General features: G+C 57.6%; 18 protein-coding genes and 2 tRNA genes. 12 read left to right on the top strand and 8 right to left on the bottom strand.

Features of this window, described 5'->3' with window-relative positions; all coding sequences use genetic code 11:
- The first annotated feature begins 6 nt into the window (after positions 1-6).
- The gene (locus M5D89_RS07690; protein WP_248885241.1) at positions 7-3,108 is read left to right on the top strand and encodes an efflux RND transporter permease subunit; all 3,102 of its coding nucleotides are present in this window, start codon (positions 7-9) and stop codon (positions 3,106-3,108) included.
- A 110-nt stretch (positions 3,109-3,218) separates the two neighbouring features.
- Here the strand turns inward: M5D89_RS07690 and M5D89_RS07685 are convergent, their stop codons facing one another.
- Positions 3,219-3,704, bottom strand: a complete 486-nt coding sequence (locus M5D89_RS07685; RefSeq protein ID WP_248885240.1) for an SEL1-like repeat protein — start codon at positions 3,702-3,704, stop codon at positions 3,219-3,221.
- Positions 3,705-3,828: 124 nt separating this feature from the next.
- Here M5D89_RS07685 and M5D89_RS07680 point away from each other — a divergent pair, with 124 nt between their 5' ends.
- The 7 genes from M5D89_RS07680 (at position 3,829) to M5D89_RS07650 (ending at position 9,303) form a co-directional block, all read left to right on the top strand.
- Complete coding sequence (locus M5D89_RS07680; protein ID WP_248885239.1) at positions 3,829-4,107, top strand: BrnT family toxin; 279 nt, start codon at positions 3,829-3,831, stop codon at positions 4,105-4,107.
- On the top strand, positions 4,067-4,408 hold the full coding sequence (locus tag M5D89_RS07675; protein WP_248885238.1) for a BrnA antitoxin family protein: 342 nt from the start codon (positions 4,067-4,069) through the stop codon (positions 4,406-4,408). The genes M5D89_RS07680 and M5D89_RS07675 overlap by 41 nt, the downstream gene beginning before the upstream one ends.
- 394 nt (positions 4,409-4,802) lie before the next feature.
- Positions 4,803-5,327: a prepilin-type N-terminal cleavage/methylation domain-containing protein gene (locus M5D89_RS14325; protein ID WP_346347710.1), complete on the top strand. Its 525-nt coding sequence runs from the start codon at positions 4,803-4,805 to the stop codon at positions 5,325-5,327.
- An 85-nt stretch (positions 5,328-5,412) separates the two neighbouring features.
- Positions 5,413-5,928 (top strand): prepilin-type N-terminal cleavage/methylation domain-containing protein, encoded by a 516-nt coding sequence (locus tag M5D89_RS07665; protein WP_248885237.1) that lies wholly within the window; start codon positions 5,413-5,415, stop codon positions 5,926-5,928.
- A 29-nt stretch (positions 5,929-5,957) separates the two neighbouring features.
- The gene (locus M5D89_RS07660) at positions 5,958-6,137 is read left to right on the top strand and encodes a hypothetical protein (protein WP_248885236.1); all 180 of its coding nucleotides are present in this window, start codon (positions 5,958-5,960) and stop codon (positions 6,135-6,137) included.
- Between the two features lie 15 nt (positions 6,138-6,152).
- Positions 6,153-7,673: a diguanylate cyclase domain-containing protein gene (locus M5D89_RS07655; protein ID WP_248885235.1), complete on the top strand. Its 1,521-nt coding sequence runs from the start codon at positions 6,153-6,155 to the stop codon at positions 7,671-7,673.
- Between the two features lie 70 nt (positions 7,674-7,743).
- Positions 7,744-9,303 carry a sensor domain-containing diguanylate cyclase gene (locus M5D89_RS07650; RefSeq protein WP_248885234.1) on the top strand — a complete coding sequence of 520 codons (1,560 nt, stop codon included), beginning with the start codon at positions 7,744-7,746 and terminating at the stop codon, positions 9,301-9,303.
- 185 nt (positions 9,304-9,488) lie between these two features.
- On the opposite strand, the gene M5D89_RS07645 is transcribed toward M5D89_RS07650, so the two are convergent.
- Positions 9,489-9,563, bottom strand: a tRNA-Val gene (locus M5D89_RS07645).
- A 133-nt stretch (positions 9,564-9,696) separates the two neighbouring features.
- Here M5D89_RS07645 and M5D89_RS07640 point away from each other — a divergent pair.
- Genes M5D89_RS07640 through M5D89_RS07625 form a run of 4 tightly spaced genes read left to right on the top strand, consistent with a single transcriptional unit; the run spans position 9,697 to position 16,666 of the window.
- The gene (locus M5D89_RS07640; protein WP_248885233.1) at positions 9,697-11,493 is read left to right on the top strand and encodes an autotransporter assembly complex protein TamA; all 1,797 of its coding nucleotides are present in this window, start codon (positions 9,697-9,699) and stop codon (positions 11,491-11,493) included.
- Positions 11,493-15,056, top strand: coding sequence for a translocation/assembly module TamB domain-containing protein (locus M5D89_RS07635; protein ID WP_248885232.1), 3,564 nt, complete (start codon positions 11,493-11,495; stop codon positions 15,054-15,056). The genes M5D89_RS07640 and M5D89_RS07635 overlap by 1 nt, the downstream gene beginning before the upstream one ends.
- A gap of 12 nt (positions 15,057-15,068) precedes the next feature.
- Positions 15,069-16,169: a glycine oxidase ThiO gene (thiO, locus tag M5D89_RS07630; protein ID WP_248885231.1), complete on the top strand. Its 1,101-nt coding sequence runs from the start codon at positions 15,069-15,071 to the stop codon at positions 16,167-16,169.
- Positions 16,170-16,222: 53 nt separating this feature from the next.
- Positions 16,223-16,666: a Fur family transcriptional regulator gene (locus M5D89_RS07625; protein WP_248885230.1), complete on the top strand. Its 444-nt coding sequence runs from the start codon at positions 16,223-16,225 to the stop codon at positions 16,664-16,666.
- A 174-nt stretch (positions 16,667-16,840) separates the two neighbouring features.
- Here M5D89_RS07625 and M5D89_RS07620 read toward each other — a convergent pair whose 3' ends face one another.
- From M5D89_RS07620 to M5D89_RS07595, 6 genes are all read right to left on the bottom strand, one after another.
- Positions 16,841-17,359: a GNAT family protein gene (locus M5D89_RS07620; RefSeq protein WP_248885229.1), complete on the bottom strand. Its 519-nt coding sequence runs from the start codon at positions 17,357-17,359 to the stop codon at positions 16,841-16,843.
- Positions 17,360-17,656 carry a type II toxin-antitoxin system TacA family antitoxin gene (locus M5D89_RS07615; protein WP_248885228.1) on the bottom strand — a complete coding sequence of 99 codons (297 nt, stop codon included), beginning with the start codon at positions 17,654-17,656 and terminating at the stop codon, positions 17,360-17,362.
- Positions 17,657-17,848: 192 nt separating this feature from the next.
- A tRNA-Ile gene (locus tag M5D89_RS07610) sits at positions 17,849-17,925 on the bottom strand.
- Between the two features lie 36 nt (positions 17,926-17,961).
- On the bottom strand, positions 17,962-19,857 hold the full coding sequence (gene rpoD / locus M5D89_RS07605; RefSeq protein ID WP_248885227.1) for an RNA polymerase sigma factor RpoD: 1,896 nt from the start codon (positions 19,855-19,857) through the stop codon (positions 17,962-17,964).
- A 77-nt stretch (positions 19,858-19,934) separates the two neighbouring features.
- Positions 19,935-21,674: a DNA primase gene (gene dnaG / locus M5D89_RS07600; RefSeq protein WP_248885226.1), complete on the bottom strand. Its 1,740-nt coding sequence runs from the start codon at positions 21,672-21,674 to the stop codon at positions 19,935-19,937.
- A 3-nt stretch (positions 21,675-21,677) separates the two neighbouring features.
- Positions 21,678-24,017 carry an endonuclease MutS2 gene (locus tag M5D89_RS07595; protein ID WP_248885225.1) on the bottom strand — a complete coding sequence of 780 codons (2,340 nt, stop codon included), beginning with the start codon at positions 24,015-24,017 and terminating at the stop codon, positions 21,678-21,680.

Here is a 24,017-nt window from a genome sequence, read left to right as displayed (position 1 = left end):
ATACCCATGCGTTTTACCGAAATCTTCGTTCGTCGGCCGGTCATGGCCACGGCCCTGAATCTGGTGATTTTCCTGCTGGGCTTACACGCCTTCATGATGATGACGGTGCGGCAGTACCCGGCATTGACCAATACCGTGGTCACTATCACCACCGCGTACCCTGGTGCGAGCCCAGCAACCGTGCAGGGTTTTGTGACCACTCGCCTGGAGAAGGTGATTGCCAGCGCGCCGCATATCGATTACCTGACCTCGAATAGCTCCGAGGGCACCTCCACCATCACCATCTACATGAAGCTGGATACGCCCCCCAGTTCCGCCCTGGCCAATATCCAAGCCAAGGTGCAGCAGGTTACCGATCAACTACCGAGCGGTAGTCAGTTGCCGGTGATCAACGTGACCGTTGGTAGCACGACGGATTTGATGTACGTGGCGTTCTACAGTAAGACCCTGAACCAGCAGCAAATCACCGACTACCTGTTGCGCGTGGTGCAGCCCCAGTTGGCCACCGTACCCGGAGTGGGAGAGGCGCAAATCCTGCCGCCGGGCGCAGGCAACGGCAACACTTACGCCATGCGCGTCTGGCTCAATCCGCAAAAGATGGCGGCCTTGGGCATCAGCGCCGCTCAGGTTGCGACGGCGCTCAAGGATAACGACTTCATTTCAGCTGTTGGTCAAACCCGTGGCAAGACGGTGCAGAACACCATCGTTGCTACCACCAATCTGCACAATGTGCAGGAATTTGACAATCTGGTCATTAGCCAGTCTGGCAATACCCTGATTCGCCTCAAAGATGTAGCCAAAGTCGAGCTTGGGGCGCAAGACTACACCTCTTACGCCTTTTTCGATGGGCGTCCGGCCGCCTTTATTGGCATTCAGGAATCGCCCTCGGCCAATTCCCTGGATGTCGCCAGTGGGGTCAAGGCCGCGCTCAAAAACATCGACAAAGGACTGCCTCCAGGCCTGCACGAGGCGATTCCCTACGATGCCAGCGTCTTCATCAAGGCGTCCTTGGATGAGGTCATGTTGACCATCGGCATCACCCTGGCAGTGGTGCTCTTGGTCATCTTCCTGACCTTGGGCTCCTGGCGCGCAGCAATCATTCCTGGCGTAGCCATTCCCCTCTCCATTGTTGGCGCTGGCCTGATCATGTGGGCCCTGGGCTATTCCATCAATCTGATCACCCTGCTCGCCTTTGTATTGGCGATTGGGCTGGTCGTCGATGATGCCATCATCGTCGTTGAGAACGTGCATCGCCACATCGACGAAGGACGCTCGCCTTTTGAAGCAGCAATCATGACCGGCAGAGAGCTCGGCTCTGCCATCGTCGTCATGTCCACAACGCTGATCGCCGTCTTTGCCCCCATTGCCTTCATGGGTGGCCTGACCGGCAGCCTCTTTGGCGAGTTTGCCTTTACCCTGGTGGCGGCGGTGCTGATCTCCATGATCGTTGCCCTCACCCTGTCTCCCATGCTGGCCAGCAAGGTCTTGCGGCCGACCCAAGAGCATGGTTTCGGGCACTTTATCGACGCTCGCTTCAGTGCTCTCACTCGGTTATACGATCGCCTTTTGCGTGGCAGTCTGAATTACGTCCCGGTGACTTTGCTATTTGCGGCGGTCGTCTTTGTCAGCATTTACTTTTTGTTCACCACCGCAAAGTCAGAGCTGGCACCCCAAGAAGATCAAGGAATTATTTTCAATGCAGGCACCGGCGGACCTACGATTACTCCGGAGGCTTTGGTGCATTACGGTAAGGACGTACTGCACGTGTTAGATCAGTACCCCGAAAAGGCGGCGACCTTTATGGTGACAGGAATCTCCGCTGGGAGCGGAGCCGCGAGCAACAGTCTCTTTGCCGGCATTCGTCTGACCCCCTGGGATGCGCGCAGTACTACCGCCATGGCCTTGCAGCCCAAGGTTCAGAAGGCTCTGCAATCCGTTACAGGCTTGCAGGTAGCTTCCTTCCTACCTCCTCCCCTGCCGGGCTCCTCCGGCGGTCTGCCGGTGCAATTTGTTCTGCAGAGCCCGGGTAGCTATACCAAGCTCGATCAGGTCGCGGATCAAGTGGTTGGCGCAGCCTACAAGAGTGGTTTGTTCTTTTATGTCACCAAGGATCTGCGCATCGACAACCCCGAAGTAGTGCTGAAAATCAACCGGAATCTCGCGGGAAACCTGGGTATCAGCATGGCGACCATTGCACAGGATCTGCAGCCCCTGCTGGGTGGCAATTACGTCAACCGTTTTGACATGGATGGGCGCAGTTATAAGGTGATTCCGCAAGTGCCGGACCACTTCCGCGCTGATCCGGGCATGCTGAAGCACTACTACATCAGCACAGCCAGCGGTGCCCTGGTGCCTCTTTCCACGCTGGTGCAGATCACGACGCGCACGGAGCCGCAATTTTTGCCGCAGTTTGATCAGTTGAATGCGGCCACGATACAGGCGGTTCCCAAACCCGGCGTGAGCATGGGGCAGGCGCTCAGCTTTTTCCGTCACGCCTCGGAAAAGGTGATGCCGAGTGATTATCAGATCAACTATGGCAGCCAATCGCGCCAGTACATGCAGGAAAAAGGCGGCCTACTGGTGACCTTCCTACTGGCTATCCTGCTGATCTACCTGCTTCTTTCGGCGCAGTTCGAGAGCTTCCGCGATCCGTTGATTGTGTTGATCACCGTGCCCATGTCGATCAGTGGTGCGTTGATCTTCATCAGCTTGGGCTTGGGCTCCATCAACATCTATACCGAGGTGGGGCTGATCACGCTGATTGGGTTGATTGCCAAGCAGGGTATTCTGATCGTGCAATTCGCCAACAGCATTCAGCTGCACGAAGGCTTGGATAAGCGGGAGGCGGTAGAAAAGGCCTCCAGTATCCGGTTGCGCCCGATCCTGATGACCACGGCGGCCATGGTACTGGGGGTGTTGCCGCTGGTATTTGCGACGGGGCCCGGATCGGTATCGCGCTACCAGATGGGTTTGGTGATCTGCACCGGTCTCGCTATCGGCGCACTGTTCTCGCTCTTTGTCGTGCCCGCCATGTATATGGCCCTGGCCAAGGATATCCGTGACAAGCGCGAGCATCTGTTGGGCAACACCGCCAGCCATCCCGGCTGATCTGGTTCTGGGCGAACAATCAGCGCCCAGAGCCGGGCCACTGGTATCGTTCTATATCCATGGCTCCAAGCCCGGCGCGCCTTGCGCCAATGGGCATGGGGCCATGTCCTTTAGGACAGCTCCTGGAGTGACGCGATTTTGGCAGCCGCCACCTGATGTCCGGCTACCGCAGCCTCTCCTAACCAGCGCAAGGCCTGCGCCAAGTCTGGATCGGTTCCCACCCCCTCCAAAAAACAGGTGCTCACCCAGTCCATCGCATCCACATCCTTTTTCTCGGCAGCCAAGAGCAGCCATGCCAACGCGGCAGATTCCCGCCCCTGCGCCAAGAGGAAGAGACCAAACTCGCGCATGGCGGCGTTGTCCCCTTCATCGGCCAACACCAAGAGCTCTCCGGCCTCCTGGGTGAGATCCAGCCCAATCCGCGACGCCAAATCCTGGGCGGAAAATTCCAGACGCTTGTTTTCTGCGTGCCGGATGGTCACCTCGCCACTGTCGGCCAGCCGGTAACAGGCCTGTCGACTCGTCCCTGCCAATAAACTTGCACTTTGCGCGCCAATCCAGATGCGGGTGTTGCTGGGAGCGGAGGACACGGGCAACGAGACTCCTGTCGTTAGATTCCAAAAAGCTAGCACAGGGTTTTCCTGCAGGAAAGCGGAAAAGAGGTGGACAGATGAACAGATAAAGCTGGATGTAACTACAAAACGAATCTACAATAAGGCCATGGACTTTGAATGGGACGCCGACAAGGAGGCACTAAACCTGCGGAAGCACGGCGTGCGATTCAGCGTTGCGGCGCGAGTCCTGCTCGATCCTTACCGCATTGAGGCGTACGACGGGCGCGAGGACTATGGCGAAGATCGATGGGCAACCATCGGTTATGCCGACCCCGCCTTGCTGTACGTGGTTTATACCGTCCGGCATGAGGAAACCATCCGGCTAATTTCAGCGAGAAAAGCCAATGAACAAGAACGCAAGCAATACCGTCAAGCTCACCCTTGACCCCAAGAATTTGCCGCCATTGACGGCGCAACAGCGTGCCGAACTTGAGGCTGTCGCGGCCATGCCTGATGAGCAGATCGACTACAGCGATGCGCCCTACTTGCCCGATGCCATTTGGATGAAGGCGGCAACGGAGTTGCCCCGCACCAAGAAGCAAATCACGCTTCGCGTTGACGCCGAAGTGCTGGAGTTCTTTAAGCACACCGGCAAGCGGTATCAGTCGCGCATGAATGCCGTGTTGCGCTCCTACGTTGAGGCGCACAAGGCGCACGCGAAAAGTGAAGATAGGGGTCCGGAGTAAGATCGCACCTTTTCGGATCTACTCGCCTTTCCACTTGCCGCCAGGGGCGAAGCGGGACACCAACTCGATTAGGTGCAGAACGGTCAGGATCCGGACACGATTTTTTGTCACAGAATAAGGCGGCGGACAGGTTTTCGTGTCACACGCTCTCTACGGGGGAATGATGGCAATGCCTTGTTTATCCTAAGGTTATTGTAGATGGGTCGATTATTTTAGCGAATTTGCAAACACTGATGTTACATGCACTGGCGTCCGCGCAGGCTTGGGGAAAGCCCGCACTTTTTTAATACTCTACCAAAAACAATGAGATAAGGAATTGGCACGCTAATTGCTTTGTCTTCCTGCAACTCGCATGGTGTGAGTTTTGGATCATCTCCCTGCAGGAGGAAGTAACATGAGTATGAAGGTACAGAAGGTCAAGAACGCGGCGGAAGCCGGTTTCACCCTGATCGAATTGATGATCGTAATCGCGATCATCGGTATCCTGGCGGCCATCGCCATTCCGCAGTATGAGCAGTACATCGTCACGTCCAAGGCGACGACGATTGCGCAGGACTTTCATCAGGCGGTTACCCAAGGTACTGCGGCTGTGGCTGCAGCTGCTGCTGGTCAAACTACCTCAATGCCAACTTTTTCACTTCCGGGTGGTTACACCCTTATAATCGGCGGTTCAAACAGTTCTACCGGCACACCCACACCTGGGGCGTCAGTTACACCAACTGCTAGCAACGTATTGATTTCCCTCAGTGGGTCAGGGGCGTCTTCTACGCTTGTGACTGCTGTTGGTGCTGCTTTGTCAAATATGAATCTACAAGGAACTCAAAACGGAATTACTTCTACTACTCAAAGTGGAAGTTGCTCTACTGGCACATCTTGCAATGTATCGATAGATTCCAATGGCGGAATTCACTTTAGTTAGATAAGTTGGCGTTGCACCCCCTCGGGGGTGCCCCTTTCGGAAAATGTTCTTGCAATAGAGAACCCTTTCGGAAAGGAAAATCGCAATGGAAGCAATCACTCGGAATCCCGAGGGACAGAGAGGCTTTACCCTCATTGAACTGATGATTGTGATTGCCATCATCGCTATTTTGGCAGCGATTGCGATTCCCCAATATTTTCAGTACATCGAAACTGCAAAGGCGCAAACCGTGGCAGCAGATTTCAAAATGGCAGTAGATGCGGTAACGAATGGTTATGCCGCGTCTAGCAATAACGCGCAAACCGATCTCTATAGCACTCTCAATGGCCAATCCGCCCATGATGTGGCGGATCCGGTGTATGGCAATGGCATCCCGGCCTTCCGCGTGGATGGTCAGGCCCCTGAGTGTGGGCAGGTTGCCCTCAGCGCCTCCACCATCAGCGCTGCCGGACCTGCTTTCATCACAGTTACCGTCGGTGTCGCCAACTGCAGTTCCGGCATGGGCACCGCCATCGCCCGCGCGGTCAGTGCCGCCGGCTTCCCCAGTGCCGCGACCGGCTCCGGCGTCGTCATTACCCAGAATGGCCGGGTCACCCCCTAGCCATCACTACTAACCCAGGAGAACGAAAGATGAACGTACAAGAACGCATCCAGCATCTGCAGACCCGTCGTCATTTTCTGCTCGATCGTCGCAATGAGCGCGGCGCGGCGGTCGTGACCCTCGATATGGAGCTTAACATCGTGCGCAGCGAGTTGCTCGCCCTCTACGAAATCCAGCGGAACCATCGCCAGGCCCGCCTCGCGAGTTAGGGTATTGATTCTGCCATGAGCCAGGAGGATGCCCCCCGGAGTTCCCCGAGCGCCCGCTTCTGGCGTCTGTTGGGGGGCTCGCAGCAAGCCGACCAGAGTGTCAGCGAGCAGCAGCAGTTGCTCGCCTGGCGGGAGGCCTTGGCGGCGGTCCTCATTCCCAAGACCGACGAGCGGCAGATTCTGCAGCATTTTTGCGCGCTGACCGTGCAGCACGGGGTAGCAGATCTTGCGGTCGTGCTGCGGCTGGGCGGGCAGTCGGTCCTGCAGCCCATGGCCTTGAGTGGCCCCCGCGCTTTTGTCAGCGACATTTGCTGTTCCCCCCTCGCCGCCGTCGCCCATACCCAGAGCCCTTTGGGGAAGGTGTGGCACGAGGGGCGGGCCCTCTACTCCCAGCCCATCCCCGCCGCTGCCGACTGGGGCGAATGGTATGCGCGATTGACGCGCTATGGGCTGCGGTCCTGGGGCGTTCTTCCGGTGCTGCGGCGCGGGCGGGTCTGGGCCTTGCTGCTTTTAGCGCGCAACCGGCAAAGGGATTGGGCCAGCGATGGCCAGATGCTTCTGCAATCCACGGCACGCTTGCTCGGCGAGGTGCTGGAGGAGTTAGCCAAACAACAGGTCCAACTGATTTTGGGGGGAGGGCTGCGCGCCGCCCTGGACAGCGTGGTGTTGACGGATGTACAGCGACGGGTACTGTTTGTGAATCAGAGCTTTACCCTGATGACGGGCTACAAGGAAGACGAGATCTGCGGCAAGGGTTTGAAGATCCTGCAAGGTCCAGAAACCAGCCAAGCCGATTTGGCGAGCCTGGATCTCGCTCTGCGCGATGGCGTTGCTTGGTCGGGCAAGCTGCTGAATTATCAGCGCAGCGGACAGCCGTTCTGGAACCATGTGAGTATCGTGCCGATCCACAATCCGACCGGAGAGCTGACGCATTTTCTCGGACTCTTACGTGACGTGAGCCGCGAACACTCCCTGCTGGGGCAACTCGAGTACGAGGCCCGCCATGACCGCCTTACCGGGCTGGCTAATCGCCGCGCCCTGGATGAAGAACTGGAAGTATCCCTTTCTCGGGTCCAGCGGAATCATTCCAACCTGACCGTTTGCCTGATCGATCTGGATCTTTTCAAGCCTATCAATGATCTGTACGGCCATGAGGCGGGGGATCAGGTGTTGCAAGTGGTGGCCCAGCGGCTGCGCGAGGGCCTGCGGCGCAGCGATTATGTGGCGCGATTGGGCGGTGACGAATTTGTGATCCTACTAGAGGGCTACCGGACCCCGGACGAATTGGCGGTGGTGCTCACCAAGCTGGCAGCCCGGATCCATGCGCCGATTCTGTTGGGCAACGGGCGGGAAGTATCGGTACGATTGAGCATGGGCATTTGCCGCTACCCCGAAGATGGCGAGATCGACGGGGGCCGTCTGTTGCGCTACGCCGATCTGGCGTTGTATCAGGCCAAGGCGACCCGGCAGCAACGCCGCGACTATTGGGTGTTCCACCACCAGCGGATACTGGCAAGAGAAAGTGTCGGGGGGTGAAAATACGTCACTTCTTGTCCTGATTTCGCTACAATGCTAGCCCCCTCTCCTTTGCAAGGATTTCTGCTCCATGTCCGACTCCCCCGACGATTCCAACCAGCCCAGCGCGCGTTTTTGGCGTTTGCTCGGGCGTGGCGGGCAGTCGGACAGCAATCTACGGCGGCAGCAGCAGCTTCTGGCCTGGCGTGAGGCCCTGGGCGCCATCCTCCTGTCACGGCGCAGCGAAAAGGATCTGATGCAGCGCTTCTGCGATAGCGTATTGCACAACCAGGTAGCCTCCTTTGCCGCCATCCTGCTGCCCAATGCGGATGGAATCTTGCAGACGGTGGCCCTAGCGGGTTCCCGGAGCATCCTCGCTGGGGTGCAGTGCTCGATCCACGCCGATCTCCCCGAGGGACAGGGGCCGCTGGGCTTGGTCTGGCGCGACGCTCGCCCGTTTTATTCTTCGCGCCTACACAACGGGCCGGCCCTGCGCACCTGGACCGAGCGCCTGCACCAACAGGGTATCTCCTCCACAGCGGTGATTCCGCTTTCTCGCTTGCAAAAACCCTGGGGCTTGTTGCTGCTCTTGCGCAAGGAGGGCGAGGCCTGGCCGAGCGACGAGCAAATGCTACTAGAGTCGACGGCGCGCGTGCTGGCCGAGACCTTGGAAGATGTTGCTATCTATGAGTTGCAGGCTACCCTGGGCGCCGGGTTACGCTCGGCCTTCGACGCCGTGGTGCTGACTGACGCGAGCAAGCGGGTGCTCTACGTCAACCAAAGCTTCACCCTGATGACGGGATACCGCAACGAGGAAATCCTGGAACGGGGCCTGAAAATTCTACAGGGGCCAGACACCAGCGTGCAGGAACTGGCCTCCCTTGATCATGCGCTCTCCCAGGAGTCGTCCTGGGAAGGAAAGCTGCTGAATTACCGGCGTGATGGTACCGAGTTCTGGAACCATATCAGTATCATCCCGATCCGCGATACGGCGGGCGTGCTCACCCATTATCTGGGCCTGCTACGGGATGTCAGCCGTGAGCAGCAGCTCTTCGAGCAACTGGATTACGAGTCGCGCCACGATCGCCTTACCGGATTGGCTAACCGCCGCGCCCTGGATGACGAGCTGGAGCTGGCCATCGCCCGGGCGAAGCGCAATGAATCGCATCTGGCGGTGTGCATGATCGACCTCGATCATTTCAAGCCCATCAATGATCTCTACGGCCATGAGGCCGGCGACCAGGTGCTGCGCGCCGTCAGCCGCCGTCTGCGGGATAGCCTGCGGCGCACGGACTATGTCGCCCGCCTGGGTGGTGATGAATTTGTGGTGCTGATCGAGGGCTATCGCAATCTCGATGAGCTGGAGCTGGTCCTGATCAAGATCGAGGCGGGAGTGAATGCGCCCATCCTATTGTCCGATGGCCGCGAGGTGGCGGTGCGCCTGAGCATGGGGATTTGCCGGGTGCCGGAGGATGGCGTGCAAGATCTAGCCAACCTACTCCGCTACGCCGACCAGGCCCTCTACCGCGCCAAGGCGTTACGCGGGGAGCGCAGCCAGTATTGGGTATTTCATCAGGATGTGCGCTTCGGTTTGCGGCTCGAAAATCGGGCGGGCCTGCTTAGCAAACCGGCAGAAGAAGATGAGCCCTGAAGCCAGCGAGTAAGATAGAACAGAAGTCGGCACTGCCGAGCGGTCCATCGGAAACCCAGTGCGTCAAACAGCGCCATGTTATCGAGTCCCATCCCTCCTTGAACACGGTTTTCATTCGTCTGCACTTGGTAACGCACGCAAAGAAAAACCGGCGCGGAGCCGGCTTTTTAACTGATTGATTTATTTGGTGGGCGGTACAAGGTTCGAACTTGTGGCCCCTGCCGTGTGAAGGCAGTGCTCTACCGCTGAGCTAACCGCCCAAATCTCGAAGAGGCCTGAATGCTATAGAAATCGGGGGCCAAAATCAAGCAGTCGCAGCCAGCAACCTGCTAGCAAAGCACCTTCTTACCTGTGCTACACTGGCGTCATCGAGCAGGAAAACATAGCGAGAGGGTGGAACGTCTCCTGAAAGTGCAAGCATACCAACCTGGAGGTCACGCAGCGTGGCGTCTCCTACCGCTGCTGCTCTGCCTACTGCCGACTGTCGCGCTAGCCAAAAATGAGATCGCCTTTCGGGTTACTGGCGTACCTACGGATCTCAGTGCAAAACTACAGCGTGCCATGCCCGCCCTGAGTTATAACGGCAAAGAAGCTCGCCTACACGAACTGGTCCTTTCTGCCAACTTGCGCCTACGCGATGCGCTGCAAGCCTATGGGTTTTATCACGCAAAATGGGATACCAAGACGATATCTGGCCCAAACGGCGATGCAACAGTACAGTATCATATTGATCTCGGCGCTCCCATCCGCCTGCGGAGCAAAGACATACGGATTGAAGGTCAAATCGACGAAAATCCTGTCCTTCGCAAAACCATAGCGCCCTTCCCCCTCGCTGACGGAGATATTCTCGATCAAGTTCTTTATAGCACTTGGAAAGACCAGACATTATCTTTTCTCGAGTCAAAAGGATATGTAAACGCCTATTACCCACGCCACGAAATCTTGATTGACAGAAAACAGAACTGGGCGGAGATATATCTCTGGCTCAATAGTGGAAAACGATACCGTGTAGGAAGCATCCATATCGTTGGTGCGGATCGATATCCGCGCTGGTTTATCGATCGCTACCTTACCATCAAGCCGGGTGATTGGTATTCTCCACGCGCACTTTCTCTAACGCAAAGTAATCTGCATGATGCCAATCGCTTCCAAAATATCCAGGTCACTGGCGACACCACAAATCTACACGGCGATTCCATACCTGTAACCATCAAGCTCGCGAGCTTGCCAGAACAGCATTTGAAAGTGGGCGTAGGCTACAGCACCGACATTGGGCTGAATGGCATTCTCTATTATGACGACTACAACATGTTTCGGCGCGCACAACATCTCCATGTAGCCGTGCAGGTGGCCCAGAAAAGTCGTAATATTGGTGGAACCTATACTTGGCCGGTGGGTGCCGCACTGGGCTCGGAATACATTGCGAGCACGTCCTTTCAGAATGAGACCTATCAAATTTGGTCTGCCAATGAGCTCCGCGCAGCCATCGGAAGGCGTTGGGCGCTGGCCGACAATGCGCGAAAAAATGTGAATGCCTCCATCCAGGCCATGTTCAACCTGGAACAAGCCAACTATACCGTTTCTGGAATCAGTGATAGTTCTTTTTATCTTTTTCCATCGATTACCTATAGTGTACAAAATTACCGCAATATCCTTCGTCCCGTGTCTGGATTTTATGTCCGTGCGACGGCAGAGGGTGCAAGCAAAGTCTGGGGTAGTACCAGCAATTTCCTGCGACTGCGCGTTCGCGGCGGTTGGGATGAGATGCTGAACCGCAACTGGGGAGTTGGCGGAAGAGCCAGCCTGGGTGCCCTGTGGCTGCATGGCAATATCCGTTTTTTACCACCGGATCTACGCTTTTTCGCGGGCGGACAAAACAGTCTTCCCGGTTATGCCTTTCAGTCGCAGGGACCCACCAATGCCGAGGGCGCGGTCGTTGGCGGACGGCTACTGGCGGTTGCCGGAGTACATGTAGACCGATTTATCTCGCACGATTGGGCAATTGATGCATTTTATGATATTGGCAACGCCTTTGATAGCTTTTCCACTTTTCATGCATTACAGGATGTGGGCCTTGGTGCACGCTGGTACTCTCCGGTCGGCCCCATAAAACTGGATCTTGCCCACCCATTGGTTGCGCCTCGCGCCCCAGCCGTACGACTGGTACTTTCCGTTGGTTTTGATTTCTGATGCGCGCATCGAATCTACTATCGCGCCTACTCCTCTCTGGCTTATTGCTGCCGCTGATTGGCCTATTCGTGCTGCTCACCTGGCTTTTTTTTACGAGTGCAGGTGCCAATTGGGCACTCAGTTTCGTTCCGGGTTTACAGGTCCGCAGCCTGCACGGGAGTATTGCACATGGATTATCCTTGCGGGGGCTAACCTATGCGCACGGGCATACCAAGATCTCTGCGCAACAGGTTTCCTGGGCCTTTCATCCCAGCACCTTGCTTTGGGGAGAACTACGCTTTTCTTCCGTACTGCTGCAGGACGCGAAGATCTGGACGCCAAAATCCACGCCGTCCCAGACTGCTCCAACGCTGACGATCCCCCAATTACCCTCCTGGATGGACCTTTTTTCCCTGCGCGTATCTCCCGTACAGGTAGAGAGTTTATCGGTCTATCAAAATGGAAAAAGGGAATTTTTGCTGCAGCATGGTCAGTGTGCAAGTTTGGGATGGAATCGCGGCACGCTGGAAGTGCATCAATTGGTGGCCTCGGGTTCCTTTGGCAAGATCTCGGCAAATGCTGCCGGAACGCTAGCAAATAGAAAGATTGTCCTTACTGCCCATTGGCAAGGTGCGCAGTCCACAGCCCCTTCCCTGGCATTAACGCTGGATTGGCACGGGATCTCGGCGAATAGCTATGGCGGCCCGATACAGCTCGCGCTTCGCCAAGGCAAAAACACCGGACAGCTACAGGCAATCGCGACCATAAAACCAAATCAGATAGCGTTATCCCAGGCCCAGATTACGAGCTCGAAACTGCCCAAGCCAGTCCATGGAGATCTTCGTTTTTCTCTCCCCAAAGTGCTGCACGGCGACTATGGTACGGAAGGACATCTATTCAGCACGACATGGCCCGGGATGCCAAAAATGCTGGGCAACAAAGGACTCAGCGTCCAGTGGAGTGCTGCAGGGCGGGCAGGCCAGTATCATGGTAATCTGCACGTCAATGCGCAGTCCAGCGACCTCACGGCAGATTTTCAGAGCAGCCAAGACCGGCTCGTGCTCCGTCTAACCGGACATCTTTTGCAGGGGAAGCTGCTACCCTCGCAGATCGAGACGACGCTGTCCAAAAATCCGAGCGTGAAGGGCCATCTGGATTTTCAGCAGATTCCAGTACAGGCGTTTTTTTCCAAAATCCCCGGCACGCTGTCTGCCAATCTGCAGATCGCTGCCAGCTCCTCTGCGAACGGCTGGCGGGGCAACGCGCAGTGGCTGATCCTGCCCAGCCAGATCTATCAACAAAAGCTGCAGGGCGATGGTGAACTGCAATTCGCGGGGAAAAATTGGCAGCTGAAACACGCCATTTTGCGGGGGCCTGGACTGCAGATCACGGCGCAGGGCAGTGTCAAGCAGCGCCTGATGATCGACGCAAAAATTCAACGTTGGGCGGGCATCCTGCCGGGTGCGAGCGGAGATACCCAGCTCAGTGGATGGATAGGCCAGCGTGATCAGGCTTGGCAAGGTGCACTGCATCTCCAAGGCAGGAATCTGCGCTATCAACGCACTGCACTTGCCCACCTTGCGCTGGATGGATCGCTGAACGGAAAAAGCCAAATCCAGGGAAAAATTCTCGCCACGGGACTGGTCACCAACGGCCAATCCATGGACATCCGTGGCGGGCTATCGGGCTCCTTACAGCAGGCAGCGCTCACCCTTTCGGCACGGGACAATGCGCGGGAACTGCGCCTGGCAGGGACAGTCTGGCATCAGCCCCAGGACTGGAAACTCGATCTCCAAAAGCTGCAATTCCGCAGCCCCAACCTCGGCCTTTGGAATCTAACGCAAACCGCCACCCTACAGTGGCAGAAGGGCCGTGCCAACATTAGCCTCCTGCACGTGGCGGGTGCCAACGGCGCCAGCATCCAGATCTCTGGCGGCTATGGACCACAGTCGACGCAGGGAAGCTTGGACGTTATCGCACACTCTCTGCCTCTGGATTTTTGGAACCGCGGGCTGGACGCTGGCATACGCGGTCGCTGGAACGCCCGAATCCATGGGCAGTGCAATGGAGTTTGCCAGCTCAAGGCGGATTGGGGCGTAACGGATACTGCCCTGCATTGGCATGCCGGTGATGCCAATGAGCAGGTAGCCGTGCAGCAATTCAACGGGAATCTGATCTGGGGAAAAAGCGGCTTGCAATTGCATAGCCAGCTCCAATTGGCCAAGCAGCAGGGCAACCTCCAGCTCAGCGCGTCTAGCCCCGCAACACTGCAGCTCCCTTGGCGGATGCCGAAGGCGCAACCGCTACAAGCGCAACTGATTGGTCACGTCCCCGGCGTCCTGCTGTCCCACCTGCCGACCGGAAGTATTGCTGTTGACCCGAGCGGGGATATTCAGGCCGACCTTCACGCCTCTGGAACCTGGGGCAAGCCGCTCTGGCAAGGCCGCGCGAGGGCGCAGGGACTGGGTTGTTACATACCGGAGGCGGGGCTGCATTTAACGGACATTTCGGCCAATCTGACCGCTGGTGGGGACAAGCTGATCCTGGATTCATTACAAGTTCACTCTGGCACGGGGAACCTCCAGGGCCACGGCGATGTCTCCCTGAGCCCAGGTGCTCCGTTCCAAATCCATATCACCGGTAAGGATTTTCTCGCCCTGAACTTGCCCCAGGTCCAGGCGTCCGTTGCGCCGGACATCGATATTCGTCAACAAAAGAAAGAAATCCACATTTCCGGCAAGGTCGAGACAACCCGTCTACGCATCCTCGGTACCGATTTTGGGGGTCCCAAGCCGTCAAGCGATGTGGCTTTCGTTCGCGACATTAAGCAGAAACCTGCTCCGTCACACCTCGCGGTTGATCTTCAGGTAGGGCTCGGCAAGAACTCCAAGGTGCTCATTGGGGGGCTGCACGCCGATCTGCAGGGAAATCTGCGCGTACGTATGATTCCTCCCTCCACCACGCCCTTGATCGAGGGGGCGCTGCATATGGTCGACGGGAAATATGAAATCTACGGCAACTCGCTCACCTTCGAAAAAGGAACCATTCTTTTTTCTGGCCCGCCAAAGGCTGCAAGTCTCGACGTGCTGGCAGTTCGGAAAATCAAAAACAGTAACAGTTTCGCGGTGGACAACGAGACGATCCTGGCGGGGGTACAGGTAACTGGCAACCTGAGCCATCCTGTCGTCAATCTCTATTCCAAACCCAGCATGGCGCAGAATGATATTCTCTCCTACCTGATACTTGGCACACCGAGCACCGGCCTGCAAAGTCAGGAAGCCCTGCTTTCTGCCGCTGCCGGACAGCTATTCTCTGCCGGCCGCGCCGCAGTTTTTGGCAACAGCATCAGTAGCGCGGGAATCGATGTTGGGGTGAGTTCCAGCAATAATAGCAGTGGGCTGGCCGCCGATATGGTCACCTTGGGCCATTACATCACCCCCAATCTGTATTTCAGTGTGGGGCAATCCATTCTTGGCCAGGGGACGGTGGCGCGCTTGCGCTATCGGATTTCTCGTCATATCGAAATCCAGACCGAGAGCGGCACCCAGGATGGTGCGAACATCTTTTATCGAATCGACTTTTAGTTCGGAATCAGCATGCAAGAAACAGAGATTGTTGTGATCGGCGCCGGGGTGATTGGCCTCAGCACGGCTTTGCGCCTGCGCCAAGCCGGTAAGGAGGTGACGATTCTGGAGCGGGGGGCCGCTGGCAAGGAGGCGTCCTGGGCCGGCGGAGGCATCCTTTCGCCTTTGCACGCCTGGAGATACCGCCCTGCCCTGCTGGAGCTGGCTCGCGAAGGCATGCGCCAATATCCAGATTTTGCGAGGGAGATCCATTCGGCCACGGGTATCGATCCGGAATTCCAGGCTTCCGGGATGTGGATTCTCGACAGCCCCCAATCTCCTGCATCGGCAGACCTGGTCGACTGGGCAGCCACCTGGGGCTGGGGCTGGCAGTGGTACAGTGCCGCGCAGATGCGCGAGCGCGCTCCCATGCTGCGGACGGGGGCGGCGCTGTTTTGTCCGGAGGTCGCCCAGGTGCGCAACCCGCGCTTGCTCGCGGGTCTGGCTCGTTATATTGGACAACTCGGTGCTTCTGTATACGAACAACACGAGGTTCAGGAAATACGTCCGGACGGAAGCGGCTGGATCATCAGCGCGGCAGACACCCAGTTTCGTGCCGATCAGATATTGCTCAGCGGCGGATCTTGGTCAGCCAGGATCCTCTCGAAAATCGGCATCCAGTTGCCCATTCGCCCCGTACGCGGACAAATCCTGCTTCTGCAGGGGCAGGTGGCTGCCCTGCCGCAAGTTGTCTTGGAAGGAAGTCACTATCTGGTCCAGCGTGCAGATGGGCAAATTCTGGTCGGCAGCACCAGCGAAGAGGCGGGCTTTGACAAATCGTGTACCACCGATGCGGCGGAAGAGTTGCTCGCATTTGCGCATCGGGTTTTCCCAGCCAGCCGGGAAGCTACGCTCCTGCGGCACTGGTCGGGACTGCGCCCTGGCAGCCCCGACAACATTCCTTTCCTGGGGGAAGTACCTGAGCACCCAGGGATCTTTGTCGCCAGCGGCCATTTTCGCTATGGGCTCACCCTGGCCCCCATCACCGCCGAACTGATGCGCGATCGAATTCTTGGGCGTCCGACCCGCCTGGATCTGCGCCCCTATGGGCTTCCCATCCCCAGCAAAGCGTAATATATTGTACTCAGTACAAAGTTGTACTCCAGCGAGAGTGGGCACGGGAAGGCATGAACAAACAAGATGTTTCAGAAGTTCTCAGAGACGCAGGGGTCAACCCTACCAGTCAGCGGGTAGAGATTGGTTATATTCTGTTTGCCCGTCATGCCCATCTGTCTGCAGAGGAGATCATGCAACGGGTAAACGCCGACTATGCCGTTGTTTCCAAGGCAACTGTCTATAATACCCTTGGGCTTTTTGTGCAGCATGGGCTGGTGCGTGAGTTGATTGTAGAGCCGGGAAAAGTTTTCTATGACTCCAATGTCTCGCCACATCATCATTATTATTATGTCGATTCCGGCGACTTACTGGATATCCCAGCGCAAGAACTACGCTTGGCGCAAACCCCCTCACTCCCTGCGGATACGGAACTGGAAGATGTAGAAATTGTTTTGCGTGTGCGAAAGCGCATTCCTGAGAAAGCGAATCCTCCAGACCGTTATCAACACGCGTGAGTTAAAACCAGACCGTTACCGACTGGGCAGGGCAACGACGCACCGACATAGCCCCGCAGCGTGATATCATCGAAAAAAGAAACAACTCCTACCCCTTGGATTCACCAAATTCAGCTCGGGCATAACTTGAGCAAAAAATCCATGAGCCAATAAAAAATGGTCTAAGAACTTCCCTTAGGCAAACAATTTCTCGATCTGCCCCATGGGCAGGAAGAGACGCAAAGGGGTTCGCTGAAACGGCTGGAAGTCGAAATGCCGATAGAAGCTTTCGGCCCGACTATCCTTCGCATCCACGATTACCGCCATGGCCGCGATCTGCTGCGCGGCTCCCAGGCCACGGCGCAGGGCGTCCACGAGCAAAAACTCCCCCACGCCCTGGCCGCTGACCGAGCGATCTACCGCCAACCTGCCAAGCAACGTCACCGGCAGTTGCCCATAGCGCGGCAGCCGCTGCATCAGGTCCGGCGGCAGTTCATCAACCGAGATGACGGAGGCCGAGAGGGTATAAAAGCCGAGCACCGCCGAACTGCCCGGTTGTGTGAAGATGAAAGGCGCAGCGACACGCTTATCGGCGTCTTGCCGCGCCTGCTCACGCAGATAGCGATTCAGATCCTCGTTGCCGCAATCAAAAGCCTTGCGATCATGACGCTTTTCCAACGGTCCGATGTGTTCCGCAGCAAGAACGAGTGCCAATCACCGCCCCGCCTGCTGACGGTAGTTCTGCACAGCCTGCTTGAGGCGTGGGCCGGGTTCCGAAGGCGCCAATAAGGCGCTGACAAAAGCGACCTGCTCCTCCCGGGAGAGGCGGATGACGTCGTGCTCCCGCACGATCTTCGCTGCCGCTTCCTGGGTACTGTCGATGACGAGTTCACTCAGAGTCCGCCCCGTCAGCGTGGCGGCCTTCAGGAAGAAATTCTTTTGGTCGCTGGAGACGCGCGCCTCCAAGCGCGCATTACGCGGCCTGTCTTGGGATTTTGGTGTGTTCAGCATGGGCGGTCTCGCTGGGATCAGTTCACTTATGGTGAGATATCGTGCGACAATTGTCCGTACATGTCAAAAGCCCAAAGCTCGCGGTTCTTTGGGCATCTCACGAATGGAGGTCTTGGTAGGCAAATTTCTGCGCAGGTTGCTTACACGCATCCAGTACAGCAGGATTATGCAGTCGTAAGACTTTGTTTACATTGGTGGGCCCAGTAGGACTCGAACCTACGACCAAGGGATTATGAGTCCCCTGCTCTAACCGACTGAGCTATAGGCCCAAAACTGCGCGCCGCTCAAGAGAGCAGCGCGACTTATCAGGGGAGGATGGTGACTTCGCCATCCACAAAACTCTTGAGGCGATCGGAGCGCGACGGATGGCGCAACTTGCGCAGCGCCTTCGCCTCGATCTGCCGGATTCGCTCGCGCGTGACATCGAACTGTTTACCAACCTCTTCCAGGGTATGGTCGGTATTCATCCCAATCCCGAAACGCATGCGCAACACCTTGGCCTCGCGAGCGGTCAAGCCGTTATCGAGAAGTTCCTCCACCACCTCGCGAATGGCGGCGTTGATCGCGGAGTCCGTAGGTGCCGCCACGTTGCGATCCTCGATGAAGTCGCCCAGGTGCGAATCTTCGTCATCGCCGATAGGGGTCTCCATGGAGATCGGTTCCTTCGCAATCTTGAGCACCTTGCGAATCTTGTCTTCTGGCATTTCCATGCGTTCGGCAAGTTCCTCTGGACTGGGCTCGCGCCCCATCTCCTGCAGCATCTGCCGACTGATTCGGTTGAGCTTGTTGATGGTCTCGATCATGTGCACCGGGATACGAATCGTGCGTGCCTGATCCGCGATAGATCGAGTAATGGCCTGACGTATCCACCATGTGGCATAGGTGGAAAACTTATAGCCACGACGATACTCGAATTTATCTACCGCTTTCATCAGCCCAATATTGCCCTCCTGAATCAGATCCAGGAACTGCAAGCCACGATTGGTGTACTTTTTGGCAATGGAAATCACTAGACGCAGATTGGCCTCAACCATTTCCTTTTTGGCTCGCCGCGCCTTGGCTTCGCCGATGGACATCAGGCGACTCGCCTCTTTGATCTCGGCAATGGGCAACCCAGCACGATTTTCGATATCACCCATCACATGCATGACCGCGCGAATGTCGTCGGCCAATGCTGCCAGCTTGTTGGCATAGACCTTGCCCGAGGCAATCTGCTCGTCCAGCCATTGCGGATCACTCTCTCGCCCTGGAAAACTGCGCACAAAATCCTTGCGCGGATATCCGGCTCGCTCCACGCAGAGGTGCATGATCCGCCGCTCAGCCTGGCGCACTTCCTCGGTAAGGGCACGCAGCGCGTCGGCCATCAGATCAATCTGCCGCACGTTGAGCTTGATCTCCAGGAACCGGCTCGCCAGCAACTGGCGTTGTTCCTGATAGGCATTGCTGCGCCCTTCTCCGCGGGTGCGCAATTCCATCAGGAATTGATAATCGCTGCGGATCGCGGCAAATCGCTCTAGCGCCTCCTCCATCTGCGGCCCCTTGTCGGCCGCGGAGAGGGTGTCTCCCTCTCCCTCTTCTTCGTCATCCTCTGCCGCGTCATCGCTGGCTTCGAGACTGATTTCCTCGTCCTCGGCGTCAGCGCTCTCGTCAATTGCATTCGGATCAATGAAGGAGTCGACAATCTCGTCAAGGCGCAACTCGCCTCGCTCCACCCGTTCCGCTGCCTCCAAAAGCAGAGAAATGGTGGTTGGGCAGGTAGACACCGCGCGCAGTACCTGCAGAAGACCATCTTCAATACGGCGCGCGATCTCGATTTCACCCTCACGGGTGAGTAGTTCGACGCTGCCCATCTCGCGCATGTACATGCGTACGGGGTCGCTGGTGCGCCCGATATCCGCCTCGACCACGGCCAAGGCCTCTTCTGCCGCCTCCTCCACTTCTTGGGAGGCGATATTGGGACCACCCTCACCGTCGCCAAGAAGGAGACTGTCGTCTTCCGGCGCTTCCTCGAAGACCTCAATACCCAAGTCGTTGATCATGGAGATGACATTCTCCATCTGTTCGGGATCGAAGATCTCCTCGGGCAGCAGGTCGTTGATCTCGCGATAGGTCAGGTATCCCTGCTCCTTTCCCCGCGCAATCAAGGCCTTAAGCTCAGAGCGCTGCGACTCTGCATCCAAAGAAGTTTCGTTGTCTGTCATAGATGATCCAACGGCACGGAAAGCCGCCCATTATACAAAAAACCCAACACGAATGAAAAGATCTTGCGCACTTCTTTTTACCTCTGTGCGACCTTTGCCGCACGCTTTTGTCGCAGGTTTCGTCGCAGCTCCGCCCGTTCCTCTGCCGTAAGGGATCCGATTCCGGATCGATCGCCAAGCCGACCAAGCGCCAAACTGCGCAACCGTCGCAACTCCTCATTGGCACGCTCCACAGCTCTCGGTACTGCTTCCTCCGTCTGCAGCGGATCCTCTGCGTCAGCATCCTGCATAGCGAGCGCCAGATAGCGCTCGCCATCCGGCTCTTCTGCCAAGGCCAAACATAACGTCTGGCTACTTAGATGGGTGATCTCAGCAGAAATTTCAAGGGCCCGAGCCAATGCAGCCATTTCTCCCCTGTTCGTCCGAAAGCGCCGCAGGAGAGCAGCATCTAAGCCCGCCCACCCCGGCGCTTCCGGATGACGCAGGAATAGCGCCAGAAGGCGTCCCCACGCACCACGCCAAGGAGATACCTGTACAGGGACATGGACTGACATGGCAGAGGGCGTTGCGGGGATGCCAGCCGGGCGTAACTGCAACCGTTCCTGATATACCATGGCGAGATCGGGATCCGCCAAACGATCCAGGAAGGCGCGGGCCAAGCGACGAAACTGCGCCAACTCATCGCCGCGTTGCAGATCGTAGTCTGCCTGCAGGAATTCGAGGTAGACATCAACGGCGGGCTTTGCGGCAGAGAGCAGATTGGTGAACGCCTGCGCGCCTTGCGTGCGCACCAGAGAATCCGGGTCCTCGCCCTCCGGCAGGAAAAGCACCCGCAGCAGACGGCCTGGACGCAGGTGGCTGGGGCTCAGGGCAACAGCGCGCTGCGCTGCCTGGCGACCGGCACGATCGCCATCAAAACAGAGGACGACCTCATTGCTCGCGCGAAACAGTGTCTCCAGCTGCGTCTCGCCCAGGGCAGTGCCACTGGCCGCTACCGCATAGTCAACGCCCGCCTGATGCAAACTGATGACGTCGAGATATCCCTCTACTAACACCACCTTCTGCATGCGCCGAATCCCGTTCCGTGCGCGATCGAGGCCAAAGAGAATTTGTGCTTTATGATACAGAGAGGTTTCGGGGGAGTTGAGATATTTTGGCTCCCGACCATCGATGCTTCGCCCCGCTAGCCCACTGAGGCGTCCACGGCCGTCGCGGATGGCAAAAATGATCCGGCCGCGGAAACGCTCATAGAGACGCCCCTCACTGCTTTTTCCCAACACCCCCGCGTCCAGTAGCAGTTCGCGCTCGTGGAGAGTTTTTCCCAGCTCTGCCAGGATACGCTGCCCCTCCGGCGCGTAACCCAGTTCAAAGTCTTCGATACTTTTGGCGGTAATCCCACGTGATTGCCAATATTGTTGTGCCTGGGGGGATCCACCAAGCGCTGCGCGATACAGCGCCAAACTGCGCTCCAACACCGCACGCAGTGCCGGCAGGCGCTGATCGCTTTCGCTGCTGATCTCTTCTTTGGGCAGCACAACTCCTGCCTGATCAGCGAGCATTTCCAGCGCCTCCAGAAAACCCAGGCGCTCATAGGCCATCAGAAAATCCAAGGCATTGCCGTGCACGTGGCAACCAAAACAATAGTAAATCTGCTTGTCTGCACTGACGGAAAATGAAGCGGTCTTTTCGTGATGAAATGGGCAACAGGCCCAGTAATCCTTGCCTTTTTTCTTGAGGGATACGCGCGTATCAATGAGGCGCACCAAGTCGGTGCGCTCCAGAACGCTGTCGATGATCTGCCGAGAGTAACGGGCCATGCTTCAGCGTAGTTCCAATTCCGAAACCCCGCCACCCCCCTGCTCCGGTCGCGCCATGCGCCAGGCGGCAACCCGCGGATCTTGTTGCGCAAGCACACGTACCAAGTCCGCCAGGACACCGTTACCCTTGCCGTGCAGAATCTCGACCTGACTACGCCCAGCCGCCACCGCGGCATCGAGATGGCGGAGCAGCGCTGCTTCTGCTTCCTCACGACGCTGCCCGCGCAGATCCAGACGCCAGGGATGCTCTTCTGGGGAAACATACTGGCTGCGGCCACGTTCCTTGGGCAGCGCCAGGGTTTCGTCCGGCTGAAATTGCGCCAGCGGAATCCACAGTTGCTTGCCCCGCAAATCCACCTGCAGGCGCTGTCCAGCTGGGTCGACCCGCTGCACCTGAACCGGCGCGCGCAGTGGCAGAAACAGGCCGCGACTTCCCACCGCTGGCAGCGCCTGCGGTGCAGTGTTCGCCATTCCCAGGACCTGATCCAGACTGTCCAGCGTTTCGCTGGCTGCCTGCGTATTGCGCCCCTGCTTCAGACCGGCAATGGCACTGCGCACCTGGGCACGTGCATTGGCCAGCATCCTCTGCCACTCCATCCGCGCCTCGTCGGCAGCACGCTGACGCAGGGCCGCTGCCTTGTCGAGTTCCTGTTGTAGTTTCGCACGCAGGCGCGTCTGCTCGTCCGCAGCAGCCTGCGCAGAAGCGAACTGCTCTTCTGCTTTGCGCAACAGCGCATCCCGATGTTCCTCCCAGTTTTCCCAATTCTCTTGGGCACCGGAGTGGATTGCCTCGGCCAGAGCCAGGATCGGTTCGGGTAGACCAACCTTACGTGCTATCCGTAATCCCTGACTCGCTCCAGCACGCCCGAGCTGCAGTCGATAGGTAGGCTCCAAGCGCTCCAGGTCAAAGCCCATTCCGCCCAGGAGCACCCCCTCGCCCTGTAAGGCATAGCGCTTCAAAACGGCCATATGACTGGTGAGGATACTCAGTACACCACGGTCGCGCAGATTGGCCGCGACCGCTTGCGCCAAAGCGGCGCCTTCCCGCGGATCGGTGCCATTCCCCAATTCATCCAGAAGGATCAGCGCATCAGGGGGCGTCAATTGCAGGATGTCACGCAGCTGTCGCATCTGTCCGGAAAAACTGGAAAGATCGGCCTGGAGATCCTGCGCATCACCGATTACCGCATAGATGGCCGAAAAGGTTCCAATCTGACCTTCGGCCGGGATCGGCAAACCTAGGTAGGCGGCCAAATGCACCAAACCCACAGCTTTGAGCAGGGCGCTCTTGCCCCCCGTATTCGGTCCAGTGATCAAAAGTTGCCGCGCATCTTCGCCCAAATCTAGATCATTTCCGACCACGCTTGTGGGATGACGCAAATGTAACAGCGGATGCCGTAGCCCCCGCAAAGAGAAAGATGGCGACTCCCGCAGCAGGGGAACATTTCCGCTCCAGAGTCCGGCCAAATCCAGTCCAGCGCGAATCGCCTCCAAGCGTCCCATACGCTCCAGCGTAAGCTCCAGACGCCCCACCTCGGCGCCAAGAAGGCTGGTGAGGTCGCGCAGAATGCGCTCCTCTTCCTGGCGCTGGGCCGCCTCTGCCTCAGCCAGGAGATTGTTTTGTTCCACAACGCCGAGGGGCTCGATGAAGAGCGTTTCCCCACTGGCAGAGCGGTCGTGCACGATGCCGCGGAGGCGGCCTTTGAAATTGGCCTTGACGGGTAACAAGAAGCGCCCATTGCGCTGCACGATATGGGGGTCTTGCCAGATATCGCGCCGCTCCCGCTCACGCAATAGCGCCAGCAGATATTGCTGCACCTGCCCGCGCTGTCCGCGCACTTCCTGGCGGAGCTGCGCCAGCTCTGGGCTGGCGTGGTCAAACAGGGCACCGTCTTCATCCAGACTGTCGCGCAGACGCGCAAAAAGAATCGGATGCGGCGCGAGAAGTGCGGCATCTTCCTGGAAAATATCTTCCGCACGCCCGAGGAACTGCGCATATTCCGCCGCCAACGCCAAAACCCGACGCACACGCACCAGCTCCAAGGCACTGAGTGTGGCTCCCGGCCGGCTTGCCAAGACAAGAAGTGCTTTGATGTCCGGAAGCTCTAGCGTCGGCAACGATGGCCCTTCCGCCAGAAGCCTTTGCAAGGAGGCGCTACGCTGCAAGCGTAGTCGGATTTCTTCTGCCGCAACCCACGGGCTCAGAGAGGAGACATGGCGCTGGGCATAGATATGCGCACAATGACCCAGCCAAAGCTGGCGCAGAAGCGGGAGTTCCAGGGCCATTTGCGCCGACTCCCGCAGCGCATTGGCACTGTCGGCTAGCGTCGCCAACTCACTCAT

It is taken from the genome of Acidithiobacillus acidisediminis (assembly GCF_023277115.1).
GTDB classification, from domain to species: domain Bacteria; phylum Pseudomonadota; class Gammaproteobacteria; order Acidithiobacillales; family Acidithiobacillaceae; genus Igneacidithiobacillus; species Igneacidithiobacillus acidisediminis.
The sequence above is the reverse complement of the archived record's forward strand: the minus strand, read 5'-3'. Positions and strand labels throughout refer to the sequence as shown.

Bases quoted from the DNA above. Each gene is read 5' to 3' on its own strand.
- M5D89_RS07655 (WP_248885235.1), top strand. From the start codon at position 6,153: ATGAGCCAGGAGGATGCCCCCCGGAGTTCCCCGAGCGCCCGCTTCTGG.
- M5D89_RS07635 (WP_248885232.1), top strand. From the start codon at position 11,493: ATGCGCGCATCGAATCTACTATCGCGCCTACTCCTCTCTGGCTTATTG.
- thiO (WP_248885231.1), top strand. From the start codon at position 15,069: ATGCAAGAAACAGAGATTGTTGTGATCGGCGCCGGGGTGATTGGCCTC.
- M5D89_RS07625 (WP_248885230.1), top strand. From the start codon at position 16,223: ATGAACAAACAAGATGTTTCAGAAGTTCTCAGAGACGCAGGGGTCAAC.
- M5D89_RS07690 (WP_248885241.1), top strand. From the start codon at position 7: ATGCGTTTTACCGAAATCTTCGTTCGTCGGCCGGTCATGGCCACGGCC.
- M5D89_RS07675 (WP_248885238.1), top strand. From the start codon at position 4,067: ATGAACAAGAACGCAAGCAATACCGTCAAGCTCACCCTTGACCCCAAG.
- M5D89_RS14325 (WP_346347710.1), top strand. From the start codon at position 4,803: ATGAGTATGAAGGTACAGAAGGTCAAGAACGCGGCGGAAGCCGGTTTC.
- M5D89_RS07595 (WP_248885225.1), bottom strand. From the start codon at position 24,017: ATGAGTGAGTTGGCGACGCTAGCCGACAGTGCCAATGCGCTGCGGGAG.
- M5D89_RS07665 (WP_248885237.1), top strand. From the start codon at position 5,413: ATGGAAGCAATCACTCGGAATCCCGAGGGACAGAGAGGCTTTACCCTC.
- M5D89_RS07680 (WP_248885239.1), top strand. From the start codon at position 3,829: ATGGACTTTGAATGGGACGCCGACAAGGAGGCACTAAACCTGCGGAAG.
- M5D89_RS07615 (WP_248885228.1), bottom strand. From the start codon at position 17,656: ATGCTGAACACACCAAAATCCCAAGACAGGCCGCGTAATGCGCGCTTG.
- M5D89_RS07660 (WP_248885236.1), top strand. From the start codon at position 5,958: ATGAACGTACAAGAACGCATCCAGCATCTGCAGACCCGTCGTCATTTT.
- M5D89_RS07650 (WP_248885234.1), top strand. From the start codon at position 7,744: ATGTCCGACTCCCCCGACGATTCCAACCAGCCCAGCGCGCGTTTTTGG.
- dnaG (WP_248885226.1), bottom strand. From the start codon at position 21,674: ATGGCCCGTTACTCTCGGCAGATCATCGACAGCGTTCTGGAGCGCACC.
- rpoD (WP_248885227.1), bottom strand. From the start codon at position 19,857: ATGACAGACAACGAAACTTCTTTGGATGCAGAGTCGCAGCGCTCTGAG.